General features: G+C 66.6%; 19 protein-coding genes. 5 read left to right on the top strand and 14 right to left on the bottom strand.

The window, feature by feature from the left end:
* Positions 1-82 precede the first annotated feature (82 nt).
* Genes ubiB through ubiE form a run of 3 tightly spaced genes read right to left on the bottom strand, consistent with a single transcriptional unit; the run spans position 83 to position 3,050 of the window.
* The gene (gene ubiB / locus ACUTAF_RS23730) at positions 83-1,666 is read right to left on the bottom strand and encodes a ubiquinone biosynthesis regulatory protein kinase UbiB (RefSeq protein ID WP_445582275.1); all 1,584 of its coding nucleotides are present in this window, start codon (positions 1,664-1,666) and stop codon (positions 83-85) included.
* Positions 1,663-2,280, bottom strand: a complete 618-nt coding sequence (locus ACUTAF_RS23735; RefSeq protein WP_445582276.1) for a ubiquinone biosynthesis accessory factor UbiJ — start codon at positions 2,278-2,280, stop codon at positions 1,663-1,665. The genes ubiB and ACUTAF_RS23735 overlap by 4 nt, the downstream gene beginning before the upstream one ends.
* The gene (gene ubiE, locus ACUTAF_RS23740; protein WP_445582277.1) at positions 2,280-3,050 is read right to left on the bottom strand and encodes a bifunctional demethylmenaquinone methyltransferase/2-methoxy-6-polyprenyl-1,4-benzoquinol methylase UbiE; all 771 of its coding nucleotides are present in this window, start codon (positions 3,048-3,050) and stop codon (positions 2,280-2,282) included. Before ubiE ends, ACUTAF_RS23735 begins: the two co-directional genes overlap by 1 nt.
* Before the next feature lie 158 nt (positions 3,051-3,208).
* Between ubiE and ACUTAF_RS23745 the strand changes: the two genes are divergently transcribed.
* The 3 genes from ACUTAF_RS23745 to ACUTAF_RS23755 all read left to right on the top strand — a co-directional run bounded on the left by ACUTAF_RS23745 (position 3,209) and on the right by ACUTAF_RS23755 (position 4,841).
* Positions 3,209-3,484 (top strand): polyhydroxyalkanoic acid system family protein, encoded by a 276-nt coding sequence (locus ACUTAF_RS23745; protein ID WP_445582278.1) that lies wholly within the window; start codon positions 3,209-3,211, stop codon positions 3,482-3,484.
* A 144-nt stretch (positions 3,485-3,628) separates the two neighbouring features.
* The gene (locus ACUTAF_RS23750) at positions 3,629-4,075 is read left to right on the top strand and encodes a phasin family protein (RefSeq protein ID WP_445582279.1); all 447 of its coding nucleotides are present in this window, start codon (positions 3,629-3,631) and stop codon (positions 4,073-4,075) included.
* 10 nt (positions 4,076-4,085) lie between these two features.
* Positions 4,086-4,841: a phasin family protein gene (locus tag ACUTAF_RS23755; RefSeq protein WP_445582280.1), complete on the top strand. Its 756-nt coding sequence runs from the start codon at positions 4,086-4,088 to the stop codon at positions 4,839-4,841.
* Between the two features lie 58 nt (positions 4,842-4,899).
* Here the strand turns inward: ACUTAF_RS23755 and ACUTAF_RS23760 are convergent, their stop codons facing one another.
* Together ACUTAF_RS23760 and ACUTAF_RS23765 are read right to left on the bottom strand one after the other, a co-directional pair.
* Positions 4,900-5,514 (bottom strand): TetR/AcrR family transcriptional regulator, encoded by a 615-nt coding sequence (locus tag ACUTAF_RS23760; protein ID WP_445582281.1) that lies wholly within the window; start codon positions 5,512-5,514, stop codon positions 4,900-4,902.
* A gap of 103 nt (positions 5,515-5,617) precedes the next feature.
* Complete coding sequence (locus tag ACUTAF_RS23765; protein ID WP_445582282.1) at positions 5,618-7,189, bottom strand: MFS transporter; 1,572 nt, start codon at positions 7,187-7,189, stop codon at positions 5,618-5,620.
* A 93-nt stretch (positions 7,190-7,282) separates the two neighbouring features.
* On the opposite strand from ACUTAF_RS23765, the gene ACUTAF_RS23770 reads away from it, so the two are divergent.
* Positions 7,283-8,122 carry a helix-turn-helix transcriptional regulator gene (locus ACUTAF_RS23770; RefSeq protein ID WP_445582283.1) on the top strand — a complete coding sequence of 280 codons (840 nt, stop codon included), beginning with the start codon at positions 7,283-7,285 and terminating at the stop codon, positions 8,120-8,122.
* 29 nt (positions 8,123-8,151) lie between these two features.
* Here the strand turns inward: ACUTAF_RS23770 and phaC (ACUTAF_RS23775) are convergent, their stop codons facing one another.
* From phaC (ACUTAF_RS23775) to ACUTAF_RS23815, 9 genes are all read right to left on the bottom strand, one after another.
* Positions 8,152-9,834: a class II poly(R)-hydroxyalkanoic acid synthase gene (gene phaC / locus ACUTAF_RS23775; RefSeq protein WP_445582284.1), complete on the bottom strand. Its 1,683-nt coding sequence runs from the start codon at positions 9,832-9,834 to the stop codon at positions 8,152-8,154.
* A 174-nt stretch (positions 9,835-10,008) separates the two neighbouring features.
* Positions 10,009-10,866 carry a poly(3-hydroxyalkanoate) depolymerase gene (gene phaZ, locus ACUTAF_RS23780; protein WP_445582285.1) on the bottom strand — a complete coding sequence of 286 codons (858 nt, stop codon included), beginning with the start codon at positions 10,864-10,866 and terminating at the stop codon, positions 10,009-10,011.
* A 156-nt stretch (positions 10,867-11,022) separates the two neighbouring features.
* Positions 11,023-12,702, bottom strand: coding sequence for a class II poly(R)-hydroxyalkanoic acid synthase (gene phaC, locus ACUTAF_RS23785; protein WP_445582286.1), 1,680 nt, complete (start codon positions 12,700-12,702; stop codon positions 11,023-11,025).
* A gap of 295 nt (positions 12,703-12,997) precedes the next feature.
* Positions 12,998-13,369, bottom strand: a complete 372-nt coding sequence (locus ACUTAF_RS23790; RefSeq protein WP_445582287.1) for a gamma-butyrobetaine hydroxylase family protein — start codon at positions 13,367-13,369, stop codon at positions 12,998-13,000.
* Between the two features lie 84 nt (positions 13,370-13,453).
* Positions 13,454-14,794, bottom strand: coding sequence for an HslU--HslV peptidase ATPase subunit (hslU, locus tag ACUTAF_RS23795; protein WP_445582288.1), 1,341 nt, complete (start codon positions 14,792-14,794; stop codon positions 13,454-13,456).
* A gap of 41 nt (positions 14,795-14,835) precedes the next feature.
* Positions 14,836-15,366, bottom strand: a complete 531-nt coding sequence (hslV, locus tag ACUTAF_RS23800) for an ATP-dependent protease subunit HslV (RefSeq protein WP_021442885.1) — start codon at positions 15,364-15,366, stop codon at positions 14,836-14,838.
* A 96-nt stretch (positions 15,367-15,462) separates the two neighbouring features.
* Positions 15,463-16,137 carry an SPOR domain-containing protein gene (locus tag ACUTAF_RS23805; protein WP_445582289.1) on the bottom strand — a complete coding sequence of 225 codons (675 nt, stop codon included), beginning with the start codon at positions 16,135-16,137 and terminating at the stop codon, positions 15,463-15,465.
* Positions 16,138-17,877, bottom strand: a complete 1,740-nt coding sequence (gene argS, locus ACUTAF_RS23810; protein WP_445582290.1) for an arginine--tRNA ligase — start codon at positions 17,875-17,877, stop codon at positions 16,138-16,140.
* A gap of 172 nt (positions 17,878-18,049) precedes the next feature.
* Entirely contained in the window at positions 18,050-20,269 is a 2,220-nt protein-coding gene (locus ACUTAF_RS23815) for a primosomal protein N' (RefSeq protein ID WP_445582291.1), read from the bottom strand.
* 157 nt (positions 20,270-20,426) lie between these two features.
* Here ACUTAF_RS23815 and rpmE point away from each other — a divergent pair, with 157 nt between their 5' ends.
* Positions 20,427-20,642, top strand: coding sequence for a 50S ribosomal protein L31 (gene rpmE, locus ACUTAF_RS23820; RefSeq protein ID WP_021445703.1), 216 nt, complete (start codon positions 20,427-20,429; stop codon positions 20,640-20,642).

Consider the following 20,642-nt stretch of genomic DNA (forward strand, 5'->3'; position numbering starts at 1 on the left):
CGCAGTTTCCGTGTCCATGTTGCCGGGCCGTGGCCCGTCAATCCGTCAATCCGTCAAGTGTGCCAGTGCGGCGGCGGGCTGGCTATCGGTGCAGTACCAGGTAAAGCCCGCCGCCGAGCATCAGCCAGGCCGGCCAGGCCGCCAGCAGCGGCGCCAGGCCCTGCATTGCGCCGGCGCCGATCAGCGCCGCGCCGAGCAGGCGCAGCGGCCACTGCCCGTTGGTCGGTTGTGGTGCCTGCGGCGCCGGTTGCTGCAGACGCTCCAGGGCGTCGCGGGCGATCTGCGACAGGTGCGGCACCTGCTCGGCCTGCTGCTGCAGGTTGCGCAACAGGTGCAGCGGGCTGATGCGCTCGCGCATCCAGCGCTCAAGGAAGGGCTGCGCGGTGCTCCACAGGTCCAGGTCCGGGTACAGCTGACGTCCCAGGCCTTCGATATTGAGCAGGGTCTTCTGCAGCAGCACCAGCTGTGGCTGCACTTCCATGTTGAAGCGCCGCGCGGTCTGGAACAGGCGCAGCAGCAGCTGGCCGAAGGAGATGTCCTTGAGCGGCTTCTCGAAGATCGGCTCGCACACGGTGCGGATGGCCGCCTCGAACTCGTTGACCTTGGTATCGGCCGGTACCCAGCCCGAGTCGATGTGCAGCTGCGCCACGCGGCGGTAGTCGCGCTTGAAGAAGGCGATCAGGTTGCGCGCCAGGTAGTCCTGGTCCTCGTCGGTGAGGCTGCCGATGATGCCGCAGTCGATGGCAATGTACTGCGGGCTCCAGGGTGTGCGGGTGCTGACGAAGATGTTGCCGGGGTGCATGTCGGCGTGGAAGAAGCTGTCGCGGAATACCTGGGTGAAGAAGATCTCCACGCCGCGTTCGGCGAGCAGTTTCATGTCGGTGCGCTGGTCGGCCAGGGTCGCCAGGTCGGTGACCGGGATGCCGTAGATGCGCTCCATCACCAGCACCTGCGGGCGGCACAGGTCCCAGTACACCTGCGGCACGTAGAGCAGCGGCGAACCCTCGAAGTTGCGCCGCAGCTGGCTGGCGTTGGCCGCCTCGCGCAGCAGGTCGAGTTCGTCGTAGATGGTCTTTTCGTAGTCGCCGACCACTTCCACCGGGCGCAGGCGACGGGCATCGGCCGAGGCCTTCTCGGCGAGGCGGGCGAGCAGGAACAGCCAGGCCAGGTCCTGGCGGATCACCGGCCTGAGACCCGGGCGGATCACCTTGACCACCACCTCCTCGCCGCTTTTCAGTTGCGCGGCGTGCACCTGGGCGACCGAGGCCGAGGCCAGCGGCTGGCTGTCGAAGCGGGCGAACAGCTCGCCCACCGGCGCGCCGAGCTGGGCCTCGATCAGGGCGATGGCCTGCGCTTCGGGGAAGGGCGGTACCTGATCCTGCAGGCGCGCCAGTTCGTCGGCGATATCCGGCGGCAACAGGTCGCGGCGGGTCGAGAGCAGCTGGCCGAACTTGATAAAGATCGGCCCCAGGTCTTCCAGCGCCAGGCGCAGGCGTGCACCGCGCGACAGGTCGAGTGGAGTGCGCGGCAGCCAGCGCCAGGGCAGCAGCCAGGACAGGGCGCGCAGCCACACCGGCAGCGGTAGTTCGAGCAGCATTTCGTCCAGCTGGTAGCGGACGATCACGCGCTGGATGCGCAGCAGGCGGCGAACGGCGAGTAGTTTCATGCGTCGGGCTTGGTTCGTGAGGCGAGGCGCTCGATGCGGACTTCGAGGCGGTCGAGGGCGAGCTTGAGCTGATCCAGTTCGGCGAAGCGCACATCGGCCTCGCGCTGGCCGACCAGGCTGCGCGATTCTTCGGCCAGGTAATCGGCCAGGTCCTGCCTGAGGCTGGCGGCGCCATTCGCCGCGAGGTTCACCCGACTGCGCAGATGGCCGGCGAGCAGGGTGCTGGCCAGCGGGCCGAGCCAGCGCGACAGCTCGTACTCCCAGTCCAGTTCCAGGTCCTGGAGGATGCCGGCCAACTGCAGCAGGGCGGCGCTGTCGCCATCCAGCGACACGTCCGGGTGATGCAGCACGGTGGTCTTGTCGCGGCTCAGCGCCAGGCGCGCCAGGCTGGCGGCGGGGGCGCTGAGGGTGCAGTCGGCCGGGGCCTGCCAGTGCGCAGCCAGCTGCAGGCCGGCGCCGCTGGGCAGCATAAAGAGCTGCAGTTCTGGGCTCTGGCAACGCACGGCGATCACCTTGCCGGCCAGCGCCTGCAGGCGCGGCAGCGCCGTACCATCGAGGCGCAGGACGCGATTGAGGCCTGCTTCGGCTCCGGCCAGCAGCCCGGTGACGAGCATTAAGGCTTGATGCCGCGGTGCAGGGCGACGATGCCGCCGGTCATGTTGTGGTAGGTGACGCGCTCGAAGCCAGCGTCGACCATCATCGCCTTGAGGGTCTCCTGGTCCGGGTGCATGCGGATCGACTCGGCGAGATAGCGATAGCTGTCGGCATCGTTGGTGATCAGCTTGCCGGCCAGCGGCATGAAACTGAACGAGTAGGTGTCGTAAGCCTTGGCCAGCAGAGGGTTGCCCGGCTTGGAGAATTCCAGCACCAGCAGCCGCCCGCCCGGCTTGAGCACGCGCAGCATGGAGCGCAGGGCGTCTTCCTTGTGCGTCACGTTGCGCAGGCCGAAGGCGATGGTGACCACGTCGAAATGGTTGTCGGGGAACGGCAGCTTCTCGGCATCGGCCTGGACGAACTGCACATTGCCGGCCACGCCCTTGTCCAGCAGGCGGTCGCGGCCGACCTTGAGCATGGAGTCGTTGATGTCGGCCAGCACCACCTGGCCGGTGGGGCCGACGATGCTGGCAAACTTGCGGGTCAGATCGCCGGTGCCGCCGGCGATATCCAGCACGCGATTGCCCGGGCGCACGCCGGACAACTCGATGGTGAAGCGCTTCCACAGGCGATGCAGGCCGCCGGAGAGCACGTCGTTCATCAGGTCGTACTTGGCCGCCACCGAGTGGAAGACCTCGGCCACCTTCTGTGCCTTCTGGCTTTCCGGCACGTCCTGGAAACCGAAGTGGGTGGTGGGTTCGTGCTCCTGGGCCTTGCGTGGATCGCTCATATCGCTCTACCGGCTAAAGATCGCCGCTCATTCTAAAGGCGCCCGGCGCCTTTGTCTTGCCCGGGTGCCAGGCCGCGCGGCGGGCTGTTAGAGTGATGTGACTTCATGCCGCAGGCCACGACCGCCGCGGCCCCCGGCAGTCAGTTAAAGGAGTTTCCATGTCCCGTATTCGTGTCGAACGATCCCATTCCCTCGGTCGCACCGCTGCCCGCGAGAAGGCCGAGCAACTGGCCGAGCGCCTGGCCCGCGAGTACGACGTGCGCTACCGCTGGAACGGCGACACCCTGGAATTCAAGCGCAGTGGTGCCGACGGCAGCATCGCGGTGGGAGAGGATAGGGTGCTGGTCGAGCTCAAGCTGGGTCTGCTGCTGTCGCCGATGGGCGCGATGATCCAGCGCGAGATCGAGCAGGTGCTGGACAAATCGCTGGCGTAGGTTGGCGATCGCGGAGCCTGCCCTTGGCGCGCGATCCATCTGCCGCGCTCCTAGTATGCGAATTCTAATTTTTCTCCCTAGGGTGTACCCAAGCCTGCATTCCGTGGGCGTTTCCGCTAACTGTCAAAGCGCGTGAGGTGCACCATGTCGAAAGTTGCCGTGAAGAAGAAAGTCGAAGCCGTTGACCTGGACAAGTCCGGTCTGCTGACCGACGTCAAGGGTTACGCCCGCAAGATCTACCTGGCGGGCCTGGGCGCCTACGCCAAAGCCGGTGTCGAGGGTGTCGAGTACTTCAAGGAACTGGTCAAGGCCGGTGAAGGCATCGAAACCAAGGGCAAGCAACTGGTCGACGAGCAGGTCGAAGCGGCCAACAGCCAGATCGAGTCGGTGAAGAAAACGGTCAACTCCAATGTGACCAACGTCAAAGGCAAGGTCGAGGAACAGTTCGACAAGATCGAGAAGGCTTTCGACACCCGTGTCGCCGCCGCCCTGAATCGCATCGGCATTCCGTCCAAGCAGGATGTCGAGGCACTCTCTGCTAAGCTGGATGAGCTGAGCGCGTTGCTCGAGCACGTCGCGCGTACCAAATAAGGAGATCAGGATGGCTGTTAAGAAGAAAACCGAAAAACAGACCGGCTCCTGGATCGGCGAGGTCGAGAAATACTCGCGCCAGATCTGGTTGGCAGGCTTGGGCGCTTACTCCAAGGTCAGCAAGGACGGCACCAAGCTGTTCGATGCGTTGGTCAAGGATGGCGAAAAGGCCGAGAAGCTGGCCAAGACTGAAGTCGACAAGCAGGTCGATGCGGTGAAAGCCGGCGTCGGCTCCAAGGTCGGTTCCGCCAAATCCAGGGTCGACGAGGTCAAGGACAAGGCGATCGGCAAGTGGAGCGAGCTGGAGGAGGCCTTCGACAAGCGCCTGAACAACGCCATCTCGCGCCTGGGCGTGCCCAGCCGCAATGAGGTCAAGGCGTTGAACGATAAGGTCGACAGCCTGACCAAGCAGCTGGAGAAGATCGCCGGCGTGTCGGCCAAGTCGGTGGCCAAACCTGCTGCCAAGGCTGCCGCCAAGCCTGCGGCCAAGCCGGTCGCCAAGGCCGCAGCGAAACCTGCGGCGAAGGCGCCGGTCAAGCCAGCAGCCGTCAAGCCGGCAGCCAAGGCCGCGGCGAAACCCGCTGCCAAGCCCGCGGCGAAACCGGCAGCGGCGAAGAAACCGGCGGCGAAGAAGCCTGCTGCAGCCAAGGCCGCTGCGCCGAAGCCGGCTGCTCCGGCACCGGCCGCGGCTCCCGCTGCCGCCCCGGCGCCAGCGGCTGCACCGGCTCCGGCGGCCACTGCGGCGACGCCAGCCACCCCGTCCTGAGTTTTATCGGGATCAGCGACGCCCGGCCGAGTGCCGGGCGTTTGCGTTTCCGCGCGCGTCAGGCTTCCAGATAGCGTTGCGCCAGATGCTCGACGGCGCCGCGCGCAGGTTGGACCAGGTGTGGCGCCACCAGCATCATCACCTGGTAGACCACCAGGCGGCTCTCGCCCTGGCTGCCGATGATGCGCTGGTAGTCGAGGGAGAACAGCAGGGTCAGGGTGATCTGCTCCACCAGCTGGCCCAGGGCACGGGTGCCGCTGACCAGCACCCCGCCGGCCATCAGCCGGGCCAGCAGGGCGGCCAGGGTGCGTTTCAACGCATTCAGCCAGTGGCGGATGCCGCGCGCCAGCTTGGGCAGGCGGCCGGCCAGATTGGACAGGTCCTGGAACAGGAAGCGGTACTGCGCCAGGCGTTCGACGATCAGGTGCAGGAACAGCCAGTAGTCCTCGACGTCCAGCTCGGCATCGGCGGGCGGGTCGAGCAGCGGCGCCATCTCGCTCTGGAACCGCTCGAACAGCTCCAGCACCAGCGGTTCCTTGCCATGGAAGTGGTAGTAGAGATTGCCCGGGCTGATCTCCAGCTCGTTGGCGATCTCCAGGGTGGAGACATTGGGCTCGCCCTGCTGGTTGAACAGTTGCAGGGCGGTTTGCAGGATGCGCTCGCGGGTTTTCATCCGGGCTCTTCTCTGGCGCGGGAGTGGCGACGATAACCGCCTGTGACGATGCAGGCCAGCCCTGATCCGCCGGGGCTCGCCTAAGGACGCCGCGCCGTGGAATTCAATCGGGATTCTCCGCACCTATCGAGTCGACATGCCGCAAGGCCAGTGCGGCGAGTATCGCCAACAGTGCGATGGCCAGAGCGCTAACCGTGGCAGCCACGCTCAGACCGAAGGTGAAGGTGCTCCTGGCCTGTTCCAGCAACTGTTCGGGGAGGTGCATCATCAGCGACGGCGCTAGCCACAGGCCATCGCCAATGGCCTGCGCGACCTCCTCCGGCAGGCCTGGCGGAATGTGCTCCTGAATGCGTCCGCGATAGATGGTGGCCGCGAGGCTGCCCAAGGTAGCTACGCCTAGGGCGACCCCCAGCTCCTGCACCATCTCGGACATGGCCGAAGCCGCCCCGGCCTTGTCGGCTGGCGCTGCGGCCACCACCAGGTCAGTGCCGAGCGCCGCAATGCTTCCCAGGCCGAAATAGATCAGGGCGAAGCCGGTCACTAGCAGGTGGATGTCGGGCCGATGATGGAGCAGGGCGAGCAACAGGTAGCCCAGGGTCGATAGTGCCAGGGCGCCGGCCACGACGAACCCGGGACGGGTACGCCGTGCGATCAGCGGCGTGATGATGCCTGCGCCGACCATGGCCAGCGCTGGTGGTGCCATCCACATGCCAGCTGCCAGCGGTGACAGCCCCATCACCAGTTGCAGGTACTGAGTGACCAGCAGCATGGCACCGCCAACCGCAACCAGCCCCACCAGCAGGACGATCAGCGCGGCGCTGAACGCGCGATTGGCGAACAGGTTCATGTCCAGGAATGGGACGGTGAGACGTCGTTGCCGACGAACGAACAGCACCGCGAAAGTCAGGCCGCCGACCAGCGCCAGCAGTGCAACGTTCTGTGGCCCGTGCTTGGCGATTTCCTTCAGACCATAGATGCTCGGCAGGATGGCGGCGAGTGACAGCGCGACGCTGCACAGATCGAAGCGGCCGCTGTGAGGCGAGCGATATTCCGGCAGCAGGACTGGCGCGAATGTCAGCAGCAGTGTGACGACCGGGAGCGCCAGCAAAAACGCCGCCCCCCACCAGAACCGCTGCAGCAGCGCGCCTCCCACCAGCGGCCCCAGCGCCATGCCCAGCGCGAACATGGTCGCCCAGATGCCGATCGCCTGGGCCCGCTGGCGGGCATCGACGAACATGTTGCTGATCAACGCCAGGGTGGACGGCATCAGCGTCGCTCCGGCCATGCCGAGTGCCGCCCGCGCGAAGATGAGCATCTCGGCGCTGGTGGCGTAGGCCGCCAGCACCGAAGCGCCCCCGAACGCGGTGGCGCCGATCATCAGGAGCCGGCGGCGACCGATGCGGTCGCCCAGCGTACCCATGGTGATCAGCAGGCCGGCGATCATGAAACCGTAGATGTCCATGATCCATAGGGCCTGGGTACTGCTGGGGGCGAGATCCGCAGCCAGAACCGGAAGCGCCAAGTACAGCAGAGTGGCGTCGAGACCGAGCAGCATGGTGGGTAGCGCCAGCACTGCCAGGCCCAGCCATTCCTTGACTCCGGCACGGGCTCTGGCCGTGCAGCCGGCATTGGGCAGGTAGGCCGGCAGGGCATCTTGATCGCAATCGAGGTTCATGTCGCCTTCTCCTTCGTGGCTGAAGGCGGCAGTATTGAAAGCCTGAGGTAGTATTACAATTTAACAAATTATCCTATTACTTGAGGTAATACCTTGACCCCTGCACGCACGCTCGACCGTACCCGTCAGGAGCTTTCGGAGTTCCTCCAACTGCATCGCCGTAAGCTCGGCCCTGCCGATGTCGGCCTGCCCGCAACGGGCAGGCGACGCACGCCGGGGCTACGGCGCGAGGAGGTGGCGGCTCTCGCCGGAGTGGGCCTCACCTGGTACACCTGGTTCGAACAGGGGCGCGACATCGGCGTCTCCGAGAGCTTCCTGCTAAATGTCGCACGGGCCCTGAAGCTGGATGACGCCGAGTGCTGCCATCTCTTCCTGCTGGCTCATCGTCGTCCGCCGCCGGCGCAGGCTTATCAGTGGCCATCCGTCTCGTCACTGGTCCAGCAGTTGATGGATGATCTGCAGGACAAGCCGGCCTACGTGATCAACCTGCGCTGGGATGTGCTTGCCTGGAACCAGGCCGCCGAGCGGCTGTTCGGCTTCGCCGCGCGGGAGCTGCCGGAGCGTAATTTCATGCGCATGGTCTTCACGGCTCCGGAGCTGCGCAAGCGCCTGCCCGAATGGCGCCAGGATGCGCAGCGGCTGCTGGCGCATTTTCGTTGCGATCTGGCGGTGGCGCCTCGGGATGATCCGGCAATTGCAGCGCTGACCGATGAGCTGCAGCGGCTCTCGGCAGACTTTCGCCTCTGGTGGGCCGCATCGGATGCCGGCGATTACAGTCGGGGCATTCGTTCGATCCTGGGCGCGGACGAACCGGTTCGTCTGGACTTCCAGCACGAGATACTAACCGTGGACGAGCACCGCCATCTGCGCATGGTCGTCTACTTCCCTGTCGGCCAGCTCGCCACGGCAGGGGCTGACGGGCACGCCTGGTAGGACAACGGCACCTGCGCTCCGCCAGCCAATCAGCGGATATGCACGTAGGTGCCGGGTGCGGCCTCCAGCGGCGGATGCTTCTGGTCGCCCAGGGCCAGCAGGGTCTCGCGCTGATCGCCGGAGCGCGCCTGAACCCATTCCAGCCACTGCGGCCACCAGCTGCCCTGCACATGCTGGGCGTCGTGGTACCAGGCGCGCGGGTCCGAGGTCAGCTTGCCGTTCTCGTAGTAGTTGGCCTTGGGGTTGCCCGGCGGGTTGAGGATGCTCTGGATATGGCCGCTGTTGGAGAGGATGAAGCGGCGCTCGCCGCCGAGCAGCAGGGCCGAGCGGTACACCGCGTCCCAGGGGGTGATGTGGTCGTTGATGCCGGCCACGCTGAAGCTGTCGACGGTGACCTTGGACAGGTCGACCGGGGTGCCGCAGACCTCCAGGCCGCCGGCGCGGCTGAGCGGATTGTGCTTGAAGAAGTCGATCAGGTCGCCGTGCAGCGCCGCCGGCAGGCGGGTGTTGTCGTTGTTCCAGTAGAGGATGTCGAAGGCCGGCGGCTGCTTGCCGAGCAGGTAGTTGTTGACCCAGTAGTTCCAGATCAGGTCGTTCGGGCGCATCCAGGCGAACACCTTGGCCATGTCGCGGCCGTCCAGCACGCCCTGCTGGTAGGAGCGACGCTTGGCCGATTCCAGGGTCTGCTCGTCGGCGAACAGCATGGCCGGGCTGTCGATCTGGCTGTCCAGCAGGCTGACCATGTAGGTGGCGCTGGCCACCTTGCGCAGCTGCCGCCTGGCTTGCAGGTGGCCCTGCAGGGCGGCGATGGTCAGGCCGCCGGCGCAGGCGCCGAGCAGGTTGACGTCCTTGCTGCCGGTGATCGCCCGACAGGCATCGATGGCCTGCTCGACCGCCTGCACATAGCTCGACAGGCCCCATTCGCGATGCCGCGCGTCCGGGTTGCGCCAACTGATCATGAAGGTCTGCAGGCCGTTCTTCAGCGCGTACTGGACGAAGCTCTTGTCGTTGGACAGGTCGAATATGTAGTACTTGTTGATCTGCGGCGGCACCACAAGCAGCGGCTTGGCGTACTGCTTTTCGCTCATCGGCTTGTACTGGATCAGCTCCAGTAGCTCGTTGCGATAGACCACCGCCCCCGGCGTGCAGGCCAGATTGCGGCCCACCTCGAAGGCATGCTTGCTGACCTGGCTGGGCAGGCCGTCGTTGTGCAGCAGGTCGTCGAGTAGGTGGCGCAGGCCCCTGAACAGGCTGCCGCCGCCGCTGTTGAACAGCTCCTTGACCGCCTGCGGGTTGAGCAGGCTGTTGGACGGCGCCAGGGCGTCGCTGAGGAGTGCCGCGAGAAAGCGCGCGCGGGCGCGGTCGTCGGCGGACAGGTCGCTGTCATCGATCCAGGCGCCAAGCTGTTTCTGCCACGCCAGGTAGGCCTGCAGACTACGGCGGTAGAAGGGGTTGAGCTGCCAGGTGGGGTCGGCGAAGCGCGCATCCTGCGGGTTGCCCCTGTACGGGGTGTCGCCGAGGATCACCCGGCCGAGCTGGCCGCCGAAGGCGAGCAGATGGCGCCCGCTGCGCAGCGGATGCTTGAGCCCCTGCAGGGCGAGCAGGCGCACGGTGGAGAGCAGGTCGCGGCCACGCACGCCGACCACGGCGCTCTGGGCATTCATGAAACTGGCAGGCGTTGGCAGGGTGCCGTTGTTCGGCTTGTCTCGCATGGGGCAACACTCCGTCGTCAAACCTTGTAGAGACTTCAAGGTGCAAGGCTTCTCAGCAAGCTCTGTACCAAGCGCGGCGGAAATGCGTTCCAGACGGCCGCGCCAATCAAGCGGAGGCTTCTCGTCAGCCTCCTTGTCGAGCAATGTGACAGCCGTGCACTACAGTCGTGCGACTTAATGCTGGCGCGCCGGGGTCGGCTGCGGGTGTATGACAGCACGCTGCCGTTCCTCCTCGAGGAACTTCATGATGATCGGCGCCACGGCTTCGGCGCGGGTCACCAGAAACAGGTGGCCGTCGTCGATCACGTGCAGCTCGGCATTGGGGATGCGCCAAGCCAGCAGGCGCATGTTGATCAGCGGAATCAGCGGATCGTCGTCGCCGGCCATTACCAGGGTCGGCTGACGGATCTTGTGCAGCCAGTGGATGCTGGTCCAGCCGAGGCCGGCGAACAGCTGCCAGTAGTAGCCCATCTTGCCGCCCGAGCGCACCTTGCTGGCGTGCGCCATGGCCAGCTTGGGGTCGCGGCGGAAGGCGCCACCATAGATCTCCGGGGCGATACGCACGCCGTAGGACGGCTGCACGTAGCGCCGCGGACTGGCCATGCACCAGAGCACCTTGGGTTTGCCCGGCACCATCACCGCGCCGGCCGAGGTGGCGGCTAGGATCAGCTTCTTGCAGCGTTCCGGGTAGTCGTGGGCGAACTGCTGGGCCAGGGCGCCGCCCCAGGACACGCCGATGGCATTGACCTGGCCGTAGTCGAGGTAGTCGAGCATGCGTGCCGCCAGCTTGGCCAGGCTGGGGAAGCGGTAGGGCGTGCTGGGGGTGGACGAGCCACCGACGCCTGGCACGTCGAAGGCGATCACTTCGAGGTCCGGGTCGAGGGCGGCGACGAAGGGCATCACCAGTTCCAGGTTGGCGCCGATGCCGTTGAAGATCAGCAGCGGCACCAGCTGGCCGTTACCGGGGCGTACCGCGGTGCGGATGGTCTGGCCATCGAGGTCGATGGTGCGAAATACGAAAGGTAACGGCATGCGCGCGGGCCCCATCAAGTTGAACGCTGGGTCCGACCGTCCCGGCCGGCCCCAGAACCACCAGGGCGAACCTGGTGCGCCGCACCGGCCGGCATGACCGGTACGGCCGGCGGCACGTCCGAATGCCGCGGGCAGTGTTGCGCAATGCGCGGAAACTCAGCGTTCGTGCACATAGGTGCCCGGCGCAGCCTCCGCGGCCGGGAATTTCTTGTTGCCCAGCTTGGCCGGAGCGTTCTTGGTCTGACCCGAGCGCTCGGCCAGCCAGTTCTGCCAGTGCAGCCACCAGGAGTCGGCGTGCTTGGTCGAGCCTTCCTGCCAGGCCTTGGGATCGGCCGGCATCTCGCTGTTGGTCATGTAGCGCGCCTTGGGGTTGCCCGGTGGGTTGAGGATGCTCTGGATATGGCCGCTGTTGGACAGGACGAACTCGCACTTGCCGCCGAACAGGTGGGCCGACTTGTAGCAGGAATCCCAGGGCGTGATGTGGTCGGTGGTGCCGGCGACGCAGAAGAAATCGCAGGTGACCTGCTTGAGGTCGATCGGCGTGCCGCAGACCTCCAGCGCGCCTGCGCGGGTCAGCGGGTTGGTCTTGAACATCTCGATGAACTCGCCGTGCAGGGCGGCTGGCAGGCGCGTGGTGTCGTTGTTCCAGTAGAGGATGTCGAACACCGGCGGCTCGTTGCCGAGCAGGTAGTTGTTGACCCAGTAGTTCCAGATCAGGTCGTTCGGCCGCATCCAGGCGAACACCTTGGCCATGTCGCTGCCTTCCAGCACGCCGGCCTGGTAGGAGCGGCGCTTGGCGGCCTCCAGGGTCTTCTCGTCGGCGAACAGCGCGACCTGGGTGTCGAGCTGGGTGTCGAGCACGCTGACCAGCAGGGTCAGGGCATGCACCTTCTGCTCGCCGAGGGCGGCATAGTGGCCGAGCAGCGAGGCGGTGGTCAGGCCGCCGGAGCAGGCGCCGAGCATGTTGACGTCCTTGCTGCCGGTAATGGCGCAGATGACGTCGATGGCTTCCTTGAGCGCCTCGATATAGGTGGACAGGCCCCACTCGCGTTGCGCCTTGGTCGGGTTGCGCCAGCTGACCACGAAGGTCTGCACCTGGCTGCGCAGCAGGAAACGCGCCAGGCTCTTGTCCGGCGACAGGTCGAACACGTAGAACTTGTTGATCTGCGGCGGCACCACCAGCAGCGGACGCTCGTGCACGCTCTCGGTGATCGGCTTGTACTGGATCAGCTCCAGCACGTCGTTGCGAAACACCACGGCGCCATCGGTGGTGGCCAGGTTCTTGCCGACCTCGAAGGCGGACATGTTCACCTGACTGGGCATGCCGCCGTTGTGGATCATGTCCTTGGCCAGGTGCGACATGCCGTCGAGCAGGCTCTTGCCGCCGGTCTCGAAGAAGCGTTTGACCGCCGCCGGGTTGGCCATGCTGTTGGAGGGGGCCATGGCCTCGGTCATCAGGTTGATCACGAAGTGGCCGCGGCTGGCGTCCTGCTCGGACAGCGAACTGTGTTCGATCCAGTCGTGCAGTTCCTTGCGCCAGGCCAGGTAGGTCTGCAGGTAACGGCGGTACAGCGGATTCTGGCCCCAGGCCGGGTCGGCGAAGCGGCGGTCGCCGTCCTCGGGCTTGAGCGCGGACTGGCCGAGCATGACGTTCTTCAGTTCCAGGCCGAAGTGGGCGACGTGCTTGGCGCTGTGGAAGGGTTGCTTGAGCGCTTGGGCCAGCACCATGCGGGCAGAGGTCAGCAGATCCTTGCCGCGGATGCCGATCACCGGGTTGAGTCCCAGGGTGTTCTCCGAGGCCTGGTGTTTCAGGTCTTCTTTGTTCTTGTCACTCATCTACGACGCTCCATTGTCCTGAGACGAATACCGGCGTGTTGGCGCGCGCGGCGACACAGGGCCTGGTACTGCTCGGGTTACCGGGGGCGGATCGAGTCCGCATCTTTCGTTGCACCTGGCACAGCCAAATGCAGGGAACCTGCCAGTTCCTTGGTTACCCGAGTTTGTGCAGTTAAGCAAGCCGGCCAATGGCGCGGGAGTATGCCGCGATAGATTAGAAAACGCGCTCTAACTCCGCCGAACCTGAGCGCCGGTGGCAGGGCCGACGCTCTGCGGCGAGGCTTCGCCCGGGGACTCAGAGCATCAGGCGGACGACCGATTCGTCGGGGTCGCGGGATTTGCCGGCGGCGCCGAGCTGCGCCAGGTAGTCGGCCCACAGCTGCTCCTGACGGGTGGCCAGTTCGAACAGGTAGTCCCAGGTGAACAGGCCGCTGTCATGGCCGTCGTCGAAGCACAGTTTCAGTGCATAGTTGCCCGCCGGCTCGATGCTGCTGAGGCCGACGTGGAGCTTGCCGGTCTGCAGGATCGGCTTGCCATGGCCCTGCACCTCGGCCGAGGGCGAGTGCACGCGGAGGAACTCGGCGCTGAGCGAATAGCTCTGCTCGCCGTAGCGCAGCTCCAGAGTTTTCGAAGCCTTGTGCAGTTTGATCGCGCTGGGGATGGGCATGGATGGGCTCCGGGAACGATGTAGCCCGGATGCAATCCGGGACGCTGTTGCGAACGCCCCCGGATTTGATCCGGGCTACGGGGCTTACAGAATATAGCGCGACAGGTCTTCGTCCTGCGCCAGCTCGCCGAGATGGCCGTTGACGTAGGCCGCGTCGATGCGGATCGGCTGGTCGCTGTGCTGCGCGGCCAGATCGCCGGCGCTGAAGGAGACTTCCTCGAGCAGGCGTTCGAGCAGGGTGTGCAGGCGCCGCGCGCCGATGTTCTCGGTCTTCTCGTTGACCTGCCAGGCGATCTCCGCCAGGCGCTGGATGCCGTCCTCGGCGAACTCGATGTCCAGGCCCTCGGTCTTCAGCAGCGCCGCGTACTGTTCGGTGAGCGAGGCGTGCGGCTCGCAGAGGATGCGCTGGAAGTCCTGCGGGCTCAGCGCCTTGAGCTCGACGCGAATCGGCAGGCGGCCCTGTAGCTCGGGCACCAGATCGCTGGGCTTGCTCAGGTGGAAGGCGCCGCTGGCGATAAACAGGATATGGTCGGTCTTGACCATGCCCAGCTTGGTGTTGACCGTGCAGCCCTCGATCAGCGGCAGCAGGTCGCGCTGCACGCCCTCGCGGGACACGTCGGCGCCGCCGGTGTTGCCGCGCTTGGCGACCTTGTCGATCTCGTCGATGAAGACGATACCGTGCTGCTCCACCGCCTCCAGGGCGCGGGCCTTGAGTTCTTCCTCGTTGACCAGGCGCGCGGCTTCCTCGTCGCGCACCAGCTTCAGCGCATCGGCGACCTTGAGCTTGCGGCTCTTCTTCTTGCCCTTGCCGAGGCCGGCGAACAGGTTCTGCAGCTGGTTGGTCATTTCCTCCATGCCCGGCGGGGTCATGATCTCCACGCCCATGGGCGATTCGGCCACCTCGATGTCGATTTCCTTGTTGTCGAGCTGGCCTTCGCGCAGGCGCTTGCGGAACAGCTGGCGGGTGTTGGAATCCTCGCTGCGCACCGGTTCGTCGCCGAAACCCTGGCGCGCCGGCGGCAGCAGGGCGTCGAGGATGCGTTCCTCGGCGGCATCCTCGGCGCGGTGACGGACCTTGGTGATCTCCTGCTCGCGCAGCATCTTCACCGCGGCATCGGCCAGGTCGCGGATGATCGACTCGACGTCGCGGCCGACGTAGCCGACCTCGGTGAACTTGGTCGCTTCCACCTTGAGGAAGGGCGCACCCGCCAGCTTGGCCAGGCGCCGGGCGATCTCGGTCTTGCCGACGCCGGTGGGGCCGATCATCAGGATGTTCTTCGGCGTGACTTCCTGGCGCAGCTCGGCCGGCAGCTGCATGCGCCGCCAGCGGTTGCGCAGGGCAATGGCCACGGCGCGCTTGGCGTCGTCCTGGCCGATGATGTGGCGGTTGAGTTCGTGGACGATTTCGCGGGGCGTCATGGACATGGAATCTTGCTCGCTATCGAATCGGGATGAACAACCGGACGCTATTCGGCGGCGTCCAGTTCCTCGAGGGTCTGGTGGTGGTTGGTAAACACGCAGATGTCGCCGGCGATGCCCAGCGCGGTCTCAGCCACTTCACGGGCGGACAGCTCGGTCTTCATCAGCAGGGCACGTGCGGCGGCCTGGGCGAAGGCGCCGCCGGAGCCCATGGCGATCAGGCCTTCCTCGGGTTCGACGACGTCGCCGTTGCCGGTGATGATCAGCGAGGCGTCCTTGTTGGCCACCGCCAGCATGGCTTCCAGGCGGCTCAGGCTGCGGTCGGTGCGCCAGTCCTTGGCCAGCTCGACGGCGGCGCGCACCAGGTGGCCCTGGTGTTTCTCCAGCTGGCCCTCGAAGCGCTCGAACAGGGTGAAGGCGTCGGCGGTGGCGCCAGCGAAACCGGCCAGCACCTGGCCGTGGTACAGGCGCCGGACCTTCTTGGCGTTGCCCTTCATCACGGTGTTGCCTAGGGATACCTGGCCGTCGCCGGCCATCACGACCTTGCCGTGGCGGCGCACTGAAACGATGGTGGTCAAGGGGAGAGTCTCCACGCAGCGGGGCGAATTGCCCGGATGCAGACTCAGATGGGGGGCCCGCCGCGGCTTTTCAACCGACGGCGGACAAAAGGCGGATCAACGGACCTGGCGCTGCTGTAACAGCAGATTGCTGAAGCCGCTGCCGGCCAGGGTCTTCTGCGCGCTGGCCAGCTGTTCGCGGCTGGCGAAGGGACCGACCAGTACGCGGTGCCAGGTTTCCTCGCGCACCTTGCCGGTTTCCACCCGCACGTTCTGCCCAAGCAGGATGATCTGCGCGCGCAGGCCGTCGGCGTCGTCGCGGCGGCGGAACGAGCCGGCCTGGAGGAAGAACTGGGTGGTGACCGGCGCGGCCGCGATCACCGGCGGCGGGGGTGGCGGCACCTGGCCGTTGAGCGCGGCCTCGGCGCGGGCAGCGTCGATCTTCGCCGCTTCTTCCGGAGTCACCGGCTTCTGCGCCGGGGCCGGCGGCGGGGCGTCTTCCAGCGCCTGCGGCAGGATTACCTCGGATTCCGGCAGCAGGGTGTAGAAATCGTACTTGGGCTTGCTCGGTTCGACCGGCGCCGGTTTCGGCGTCGGCTTGCTGGCGCGCGCCTGCTCGCCCTTGTCGCGCTTTATCTCGTCGCGACCCGGCTCGAGGCTGAACAGGAACATGAAGAAACCGCCGACCAGCAGGCCGCAGGCGAGCCAGATCCAGCCCGGCACCGGCTTCTTCGCCGGCGCTTGGTAGCGGCTGGCGCCGCGCTTGGCGGCGGGTTTCTTGCGCGCGGCCACTTACATCCGCTCCAGGGTTTCCAGGCCGAGCAGCTCCAGGCCCTGCTTGAGGGTGCGCCCGGTCAGGGCGGCCAGGCGCAGGCGGCTATGCCGGGTGGCCTCATCCTCGGCGCCGAGGATCGGGCAGTTCTCGTAGAAGCTGGAGAACAAACCGGCCAGGTCGTACAGGTAGCTGCACAGCATGTGCGGCGTACCCTTGTCGGCGACGCTGGCGAGTAGCTCGCCGAACTGCGCCAGCTTGGCGCCGAGCGCCTGTTCCTGCTCGGCGACCAGGGCGATCTGCCCGTCGATCTCCTCGATGCCTTTGCCCAGCTTGCGGAACACGCCGGCCACGCGGGTGTAGGCGTACAGCAGGTAGGGTGCGGTGTTGCCCTCGAAGCTCAGCATCAGTTCGAAGTTGAAGCTGTAGTCGCTGGCGCGGTGCTTGGACAGGTCGGCGTACTTCACCGAGGCGATGCCGACCACGCGGGCGATGCGGCGCAGCTCGTCTTCGCCCAGCTCCGGGTTCTTGCTCTTGACCAGCTCGAAGGCGCGCTGTTCGGCCTCGTCGAGCAGCTCCACCAGCTTCACCGTGCCGCCGTCTCGGGTCTTGAACGGGCGGCCGTCCGGGCCGTTCATGGTGCCGAAGCCCATGTGCTCCAGCTCCATGCTGGCCGGTACGAAACCGGCCAGGCGGGCGCAGGCGAAGACCATCTGGAAGTGCAGGGCCTGGCGCTGGTCGACGAAGTACAGCACGCGGTCGGCCTTGAGGGTGCCGGCGCGGTAGCGGGTCGCGGCCAGGTCGGTGGTGGCGTACAGGTAGCCGCCGCCGGCCTTCTGCACGATCAGCGGCAGCGGGTTGCCTTCGGCGTTCTTGAACTCGTCCATGAACACGCACTGCGCGCCATTGTCCTCGGTGAGCAGGCCCTTGGCGGCGAGATCGGCGACCACCTGCGGCAGGTCGTCGTTATAGGCGCTCTCGCCCTTGACGTCGGCCATGCTCAGTTTCACCCCGAGACGGTCGTACAGCGCCTGGCAGTGCGACAGGGAGATGTCGTTGAAACGGTGCCACAGGCGCAGGCATTCGGCGTCGCCGGCCTGCAGCTGGACCACCAGTTCACGCGCGCGGTCGGCGAACTCGGGCGATTCGTCGAAGCGCTTCTTGGCGGCGCGATAGAAGCCCTCCAGGTCGGCCAGCTCGCTTTCGGCAGCGGCCGGATTTTCCTGCATAAAGGCCAGCAGCATGCCGAACTGGGTGCCCCAGTCGCCGACGTGGTTCTGCCGGATCACGCTGTCGCCGAGGAACTCCAGCACCCGCGCCACGCCGTCGCCGATGATGGTCGAGCGAAGGTGGCCGACGTGCATCTCCTTGGCCAGGTTGGGCGCCGACAGGTCGACCACCACGCGTTGCGCCGGGCCGTTCTTGCGCACGCCGAGGTGTTCGTCGGCCAGCGCGGCCTCCAGGCGCTGGGCCAGGGCGTCGCTGTTCTGGAAGAAGTTGAGAAAGCCCGGGCCGGCGATTTCCACCTTGGCGACGCCGGCGTCGGCCGGCAGGGCTGCGATCAGCTTCTCGGCCAGCTCGCGTGGCTTCATCCCGGCCGGCTTGGCCAGCATCATGGCGATATTGCTGGCGAAATCGCCGTGGCTCTTGTCCTTGGTGTTCTCCACCTGGATGGCCGGGCTCAGGCCCTCGGGCAGCACACCGCCTTCGGTCAGGCGGTCGAGGGCTTGCTGGATCAGGTGGCGAATGCTGTCTTTCATGGTCGGCTCGGGTCGCCCTGGGGCATTGGTCGAAAACTGCGCATTATAAAAGCAGCGGCGAGCGGCAGGCCATAACTTGTCGGCTGCGCCGTGCGCACCAAGGGTTGCCTTGTCGCGAATCGAGAGGCTGTGCGCATGGCGCACCCTACGCTTGGGCGAGTCGGTGGTGCGTTCAGAACAGGTCGATCGGATCGACGTCCAGCGACCAGCGCACCGCGCGGCCGCCGGGCATCTGCTCCAGCGCCTGCAGCCAGGGCGTGAGCAGGCGGTGCAAGGATGCGCGGGCATTGCCCTGCAGCAGCAACTGGGCGCGGTAGCGGCCGGCGCGGCGTTCCATCGGCGCCGGCACCGGGCCGAGCAGTTCGATGCCGGTCAGGCCCAATTCGTTCAGCAGCGCCTCGGCCTCGTTGCAGGCTTCGTCGAGAAAACCCTCGGCTTGCCCTGGTTTGTGCGCCTCGGCGCGCAGCAGGGCCAGGTGGCAGAACGGCGGCAGGCCGGCGCCGCGGCGCTCGGCCAGGGCCTGTTCTGCGAAGGCGAAGTAGCCCTGCTCGGTCAGCTGCACCAGCAGCGGATGGTCGGCCAGGTGGCTCTGAATGATCACCTTGCCCGGCTCCTCGGCACGTCCGGCGCGGCCGGCGACCTGGACGATCATCTGCGCCATGCGCTCGCTGGCGCGGAAGTCGGCGGAGAACAGGCCGCCGTCGGCATCGAGGATGGCCACCAGGGTCACCCGCGGGAAGTGATGGCCCTTGGCGAGCATCTGGGTGCCGACCAGGATGCACGGTTCGCCCTTGTTGATGGTGGCCAGCAGCTTGGCCATGGCGTCCTTGCGCGCGGTGCTGTCGCGGTCGATGCGCAGCACCGGGTAGTCCGGGAACAGCAGCGCCAGGCGTTCCTCGGCGCGCTCGGTGCCGGCGCCCACCGGGCGCAGGTCGACGTGCTGGCACTTGGGGCAATTGCTCGGTCGGCGCTCGACGTGGCCGCAGTGGTGGCAGCGCAGCTCGCCATGGCGCTGGTGCACGGTCATCCGCGCGTCGCAACGCGGGCATTCCGACAGCCAGCCGCAGTCGTGGCAGAGCAGGGTGGGGGCGAAGCCGCGGCGGTTGAGGAACACCAGCACCTGCTGGCCGGCGGCCAGGGTCTGGGCGATGGCCTGCTGCATCGGCCCGCTGATGCCGGAATCTAGCGGTCGGCTCTTCACGTCCAGGCGCAGGAAGCGCGGGGCGATAGCACCGCCGGCGCGCTGGGTCAGCCTGAGCAGGGCGTAGCGGCCGCTATGGGCGTTGTGCAGGCTTTCCAGCGAGGGGGTGGCCGAGCCGAGCACTATGGGTACCTGTTCCTGATGGGCGCGTACCAGGGCCAGGTCGCGGGCGTGGTAGCGCAGGCCCTCCTGCTGTTTATAGGAGGCGTCGTGTTCCTCGTCGACGATCATCAGTCCCGGGTTCTGCAGCGGGGTGAACAACGCCGAGCGCGTACCGATGACGATATCGGCCTCGCCGTCGCGTGCCGCCAGCCAGGCGTCGAGGCGCTCGCGGTCGCTCACCGCCGAATGCAGCAGGGCGATGCGCGCGTTGAAGCGGCGCGCGAAGCGATCGAAGGTCTGCGGCCCCAGGTTGATCTCGGGAATCAGCACCAGCGCCTGCTTGCCGGCTTCCAGGCACTGGCGGATCAGCTGCAGGTACACCTCGGTCTTGCCGCTGCCGGTGATGCCGGCCAGCAGGAAGGCATTGAACTGGCCCCAGCCCGAGGCCACGGCGGTCACCGCCGCGCGCTGCTCGGCATTCAGCGGCAGCTCCGGCTGCGCCAGCCAGTGCGCCGGCTTGGCGTGTGGCTGGGTGCGGCGCACCTCGACCCGTACCAGGCCTTTCTCATGCAGCAGCTGCAGGCTGTCGCGGTTGAGCTGCAGCTGGCCGAGCAGGCTGTGGGCGACGCCGTGTGGGTGCTGCGCCAGCGCCTTGAGCGCCTCGCGCTGGCGTGGCGCGCGGGCCAGGCGCGGGTCGTCGACATGGGCACCGCTGGTGGCCAGCCAGTAGCGTTCCTGGCGCGTCTCCGCCGGCTCGCCCTGGCGCAGCAGCACGGGCAGCGCCCAGCTCAGGGTGTCGCCGAGGCTGTGCTGGTAGTACTGCGCGGTCCACAGGCACAGTTTGAGCAGCGACGCCGGTAGTGCTGGACGGGCGTCGAGCAGTTGCAGGGCGGGCTTGAGCTTGTCCGCCGGCACCTCGCTTTGGGTGTCGACCTCCACCAGGATGCCGATCATCTCGCGCCGGCCGAACGGCACGCGCAGGCGCACGCCAGGTTGCAGCGCGCTACGCGGCACACCGGCGGGGGCGCGGTAGTCGAACAGGCGGCGCAGCGGCGAGGGCAGGGCGAGGCGCAGGATCAGGTCGGGCACACGAGCCTCCATGGACAGGCCGGCGATCTTAGCACGCGACCGCCGGCGCCCAGCGCGGCTTGCATCGCATGGCGGCTCTGGTAAGATGCGCGGCCTATTTCTGTGCGGTGCCTGACGTTGGGTCGGGTGGCGGCACAAACACCCCGAGGAAAGCACCATGAAAGCCGATATCCATCCGAACTACGTCGAGATCGACGCCACCTGCTCCTGCGGCAACGTGATCAAGACCCGCTCCACCCTGGGCAAGAACCTGAGCCTCGACGTTTGCTCCGAGTGCCACCCGTTCTACACCGGCAAGCAGAAAGTGCTGGACACCGGCGGCCGTATCGATCGCTTCAAGCAGCGCTTCGGCGTATTCGGCGCTACCAAGTAA

Source organism: Pseudomonas sp. SP16.1, assembly GCF_052682975.1.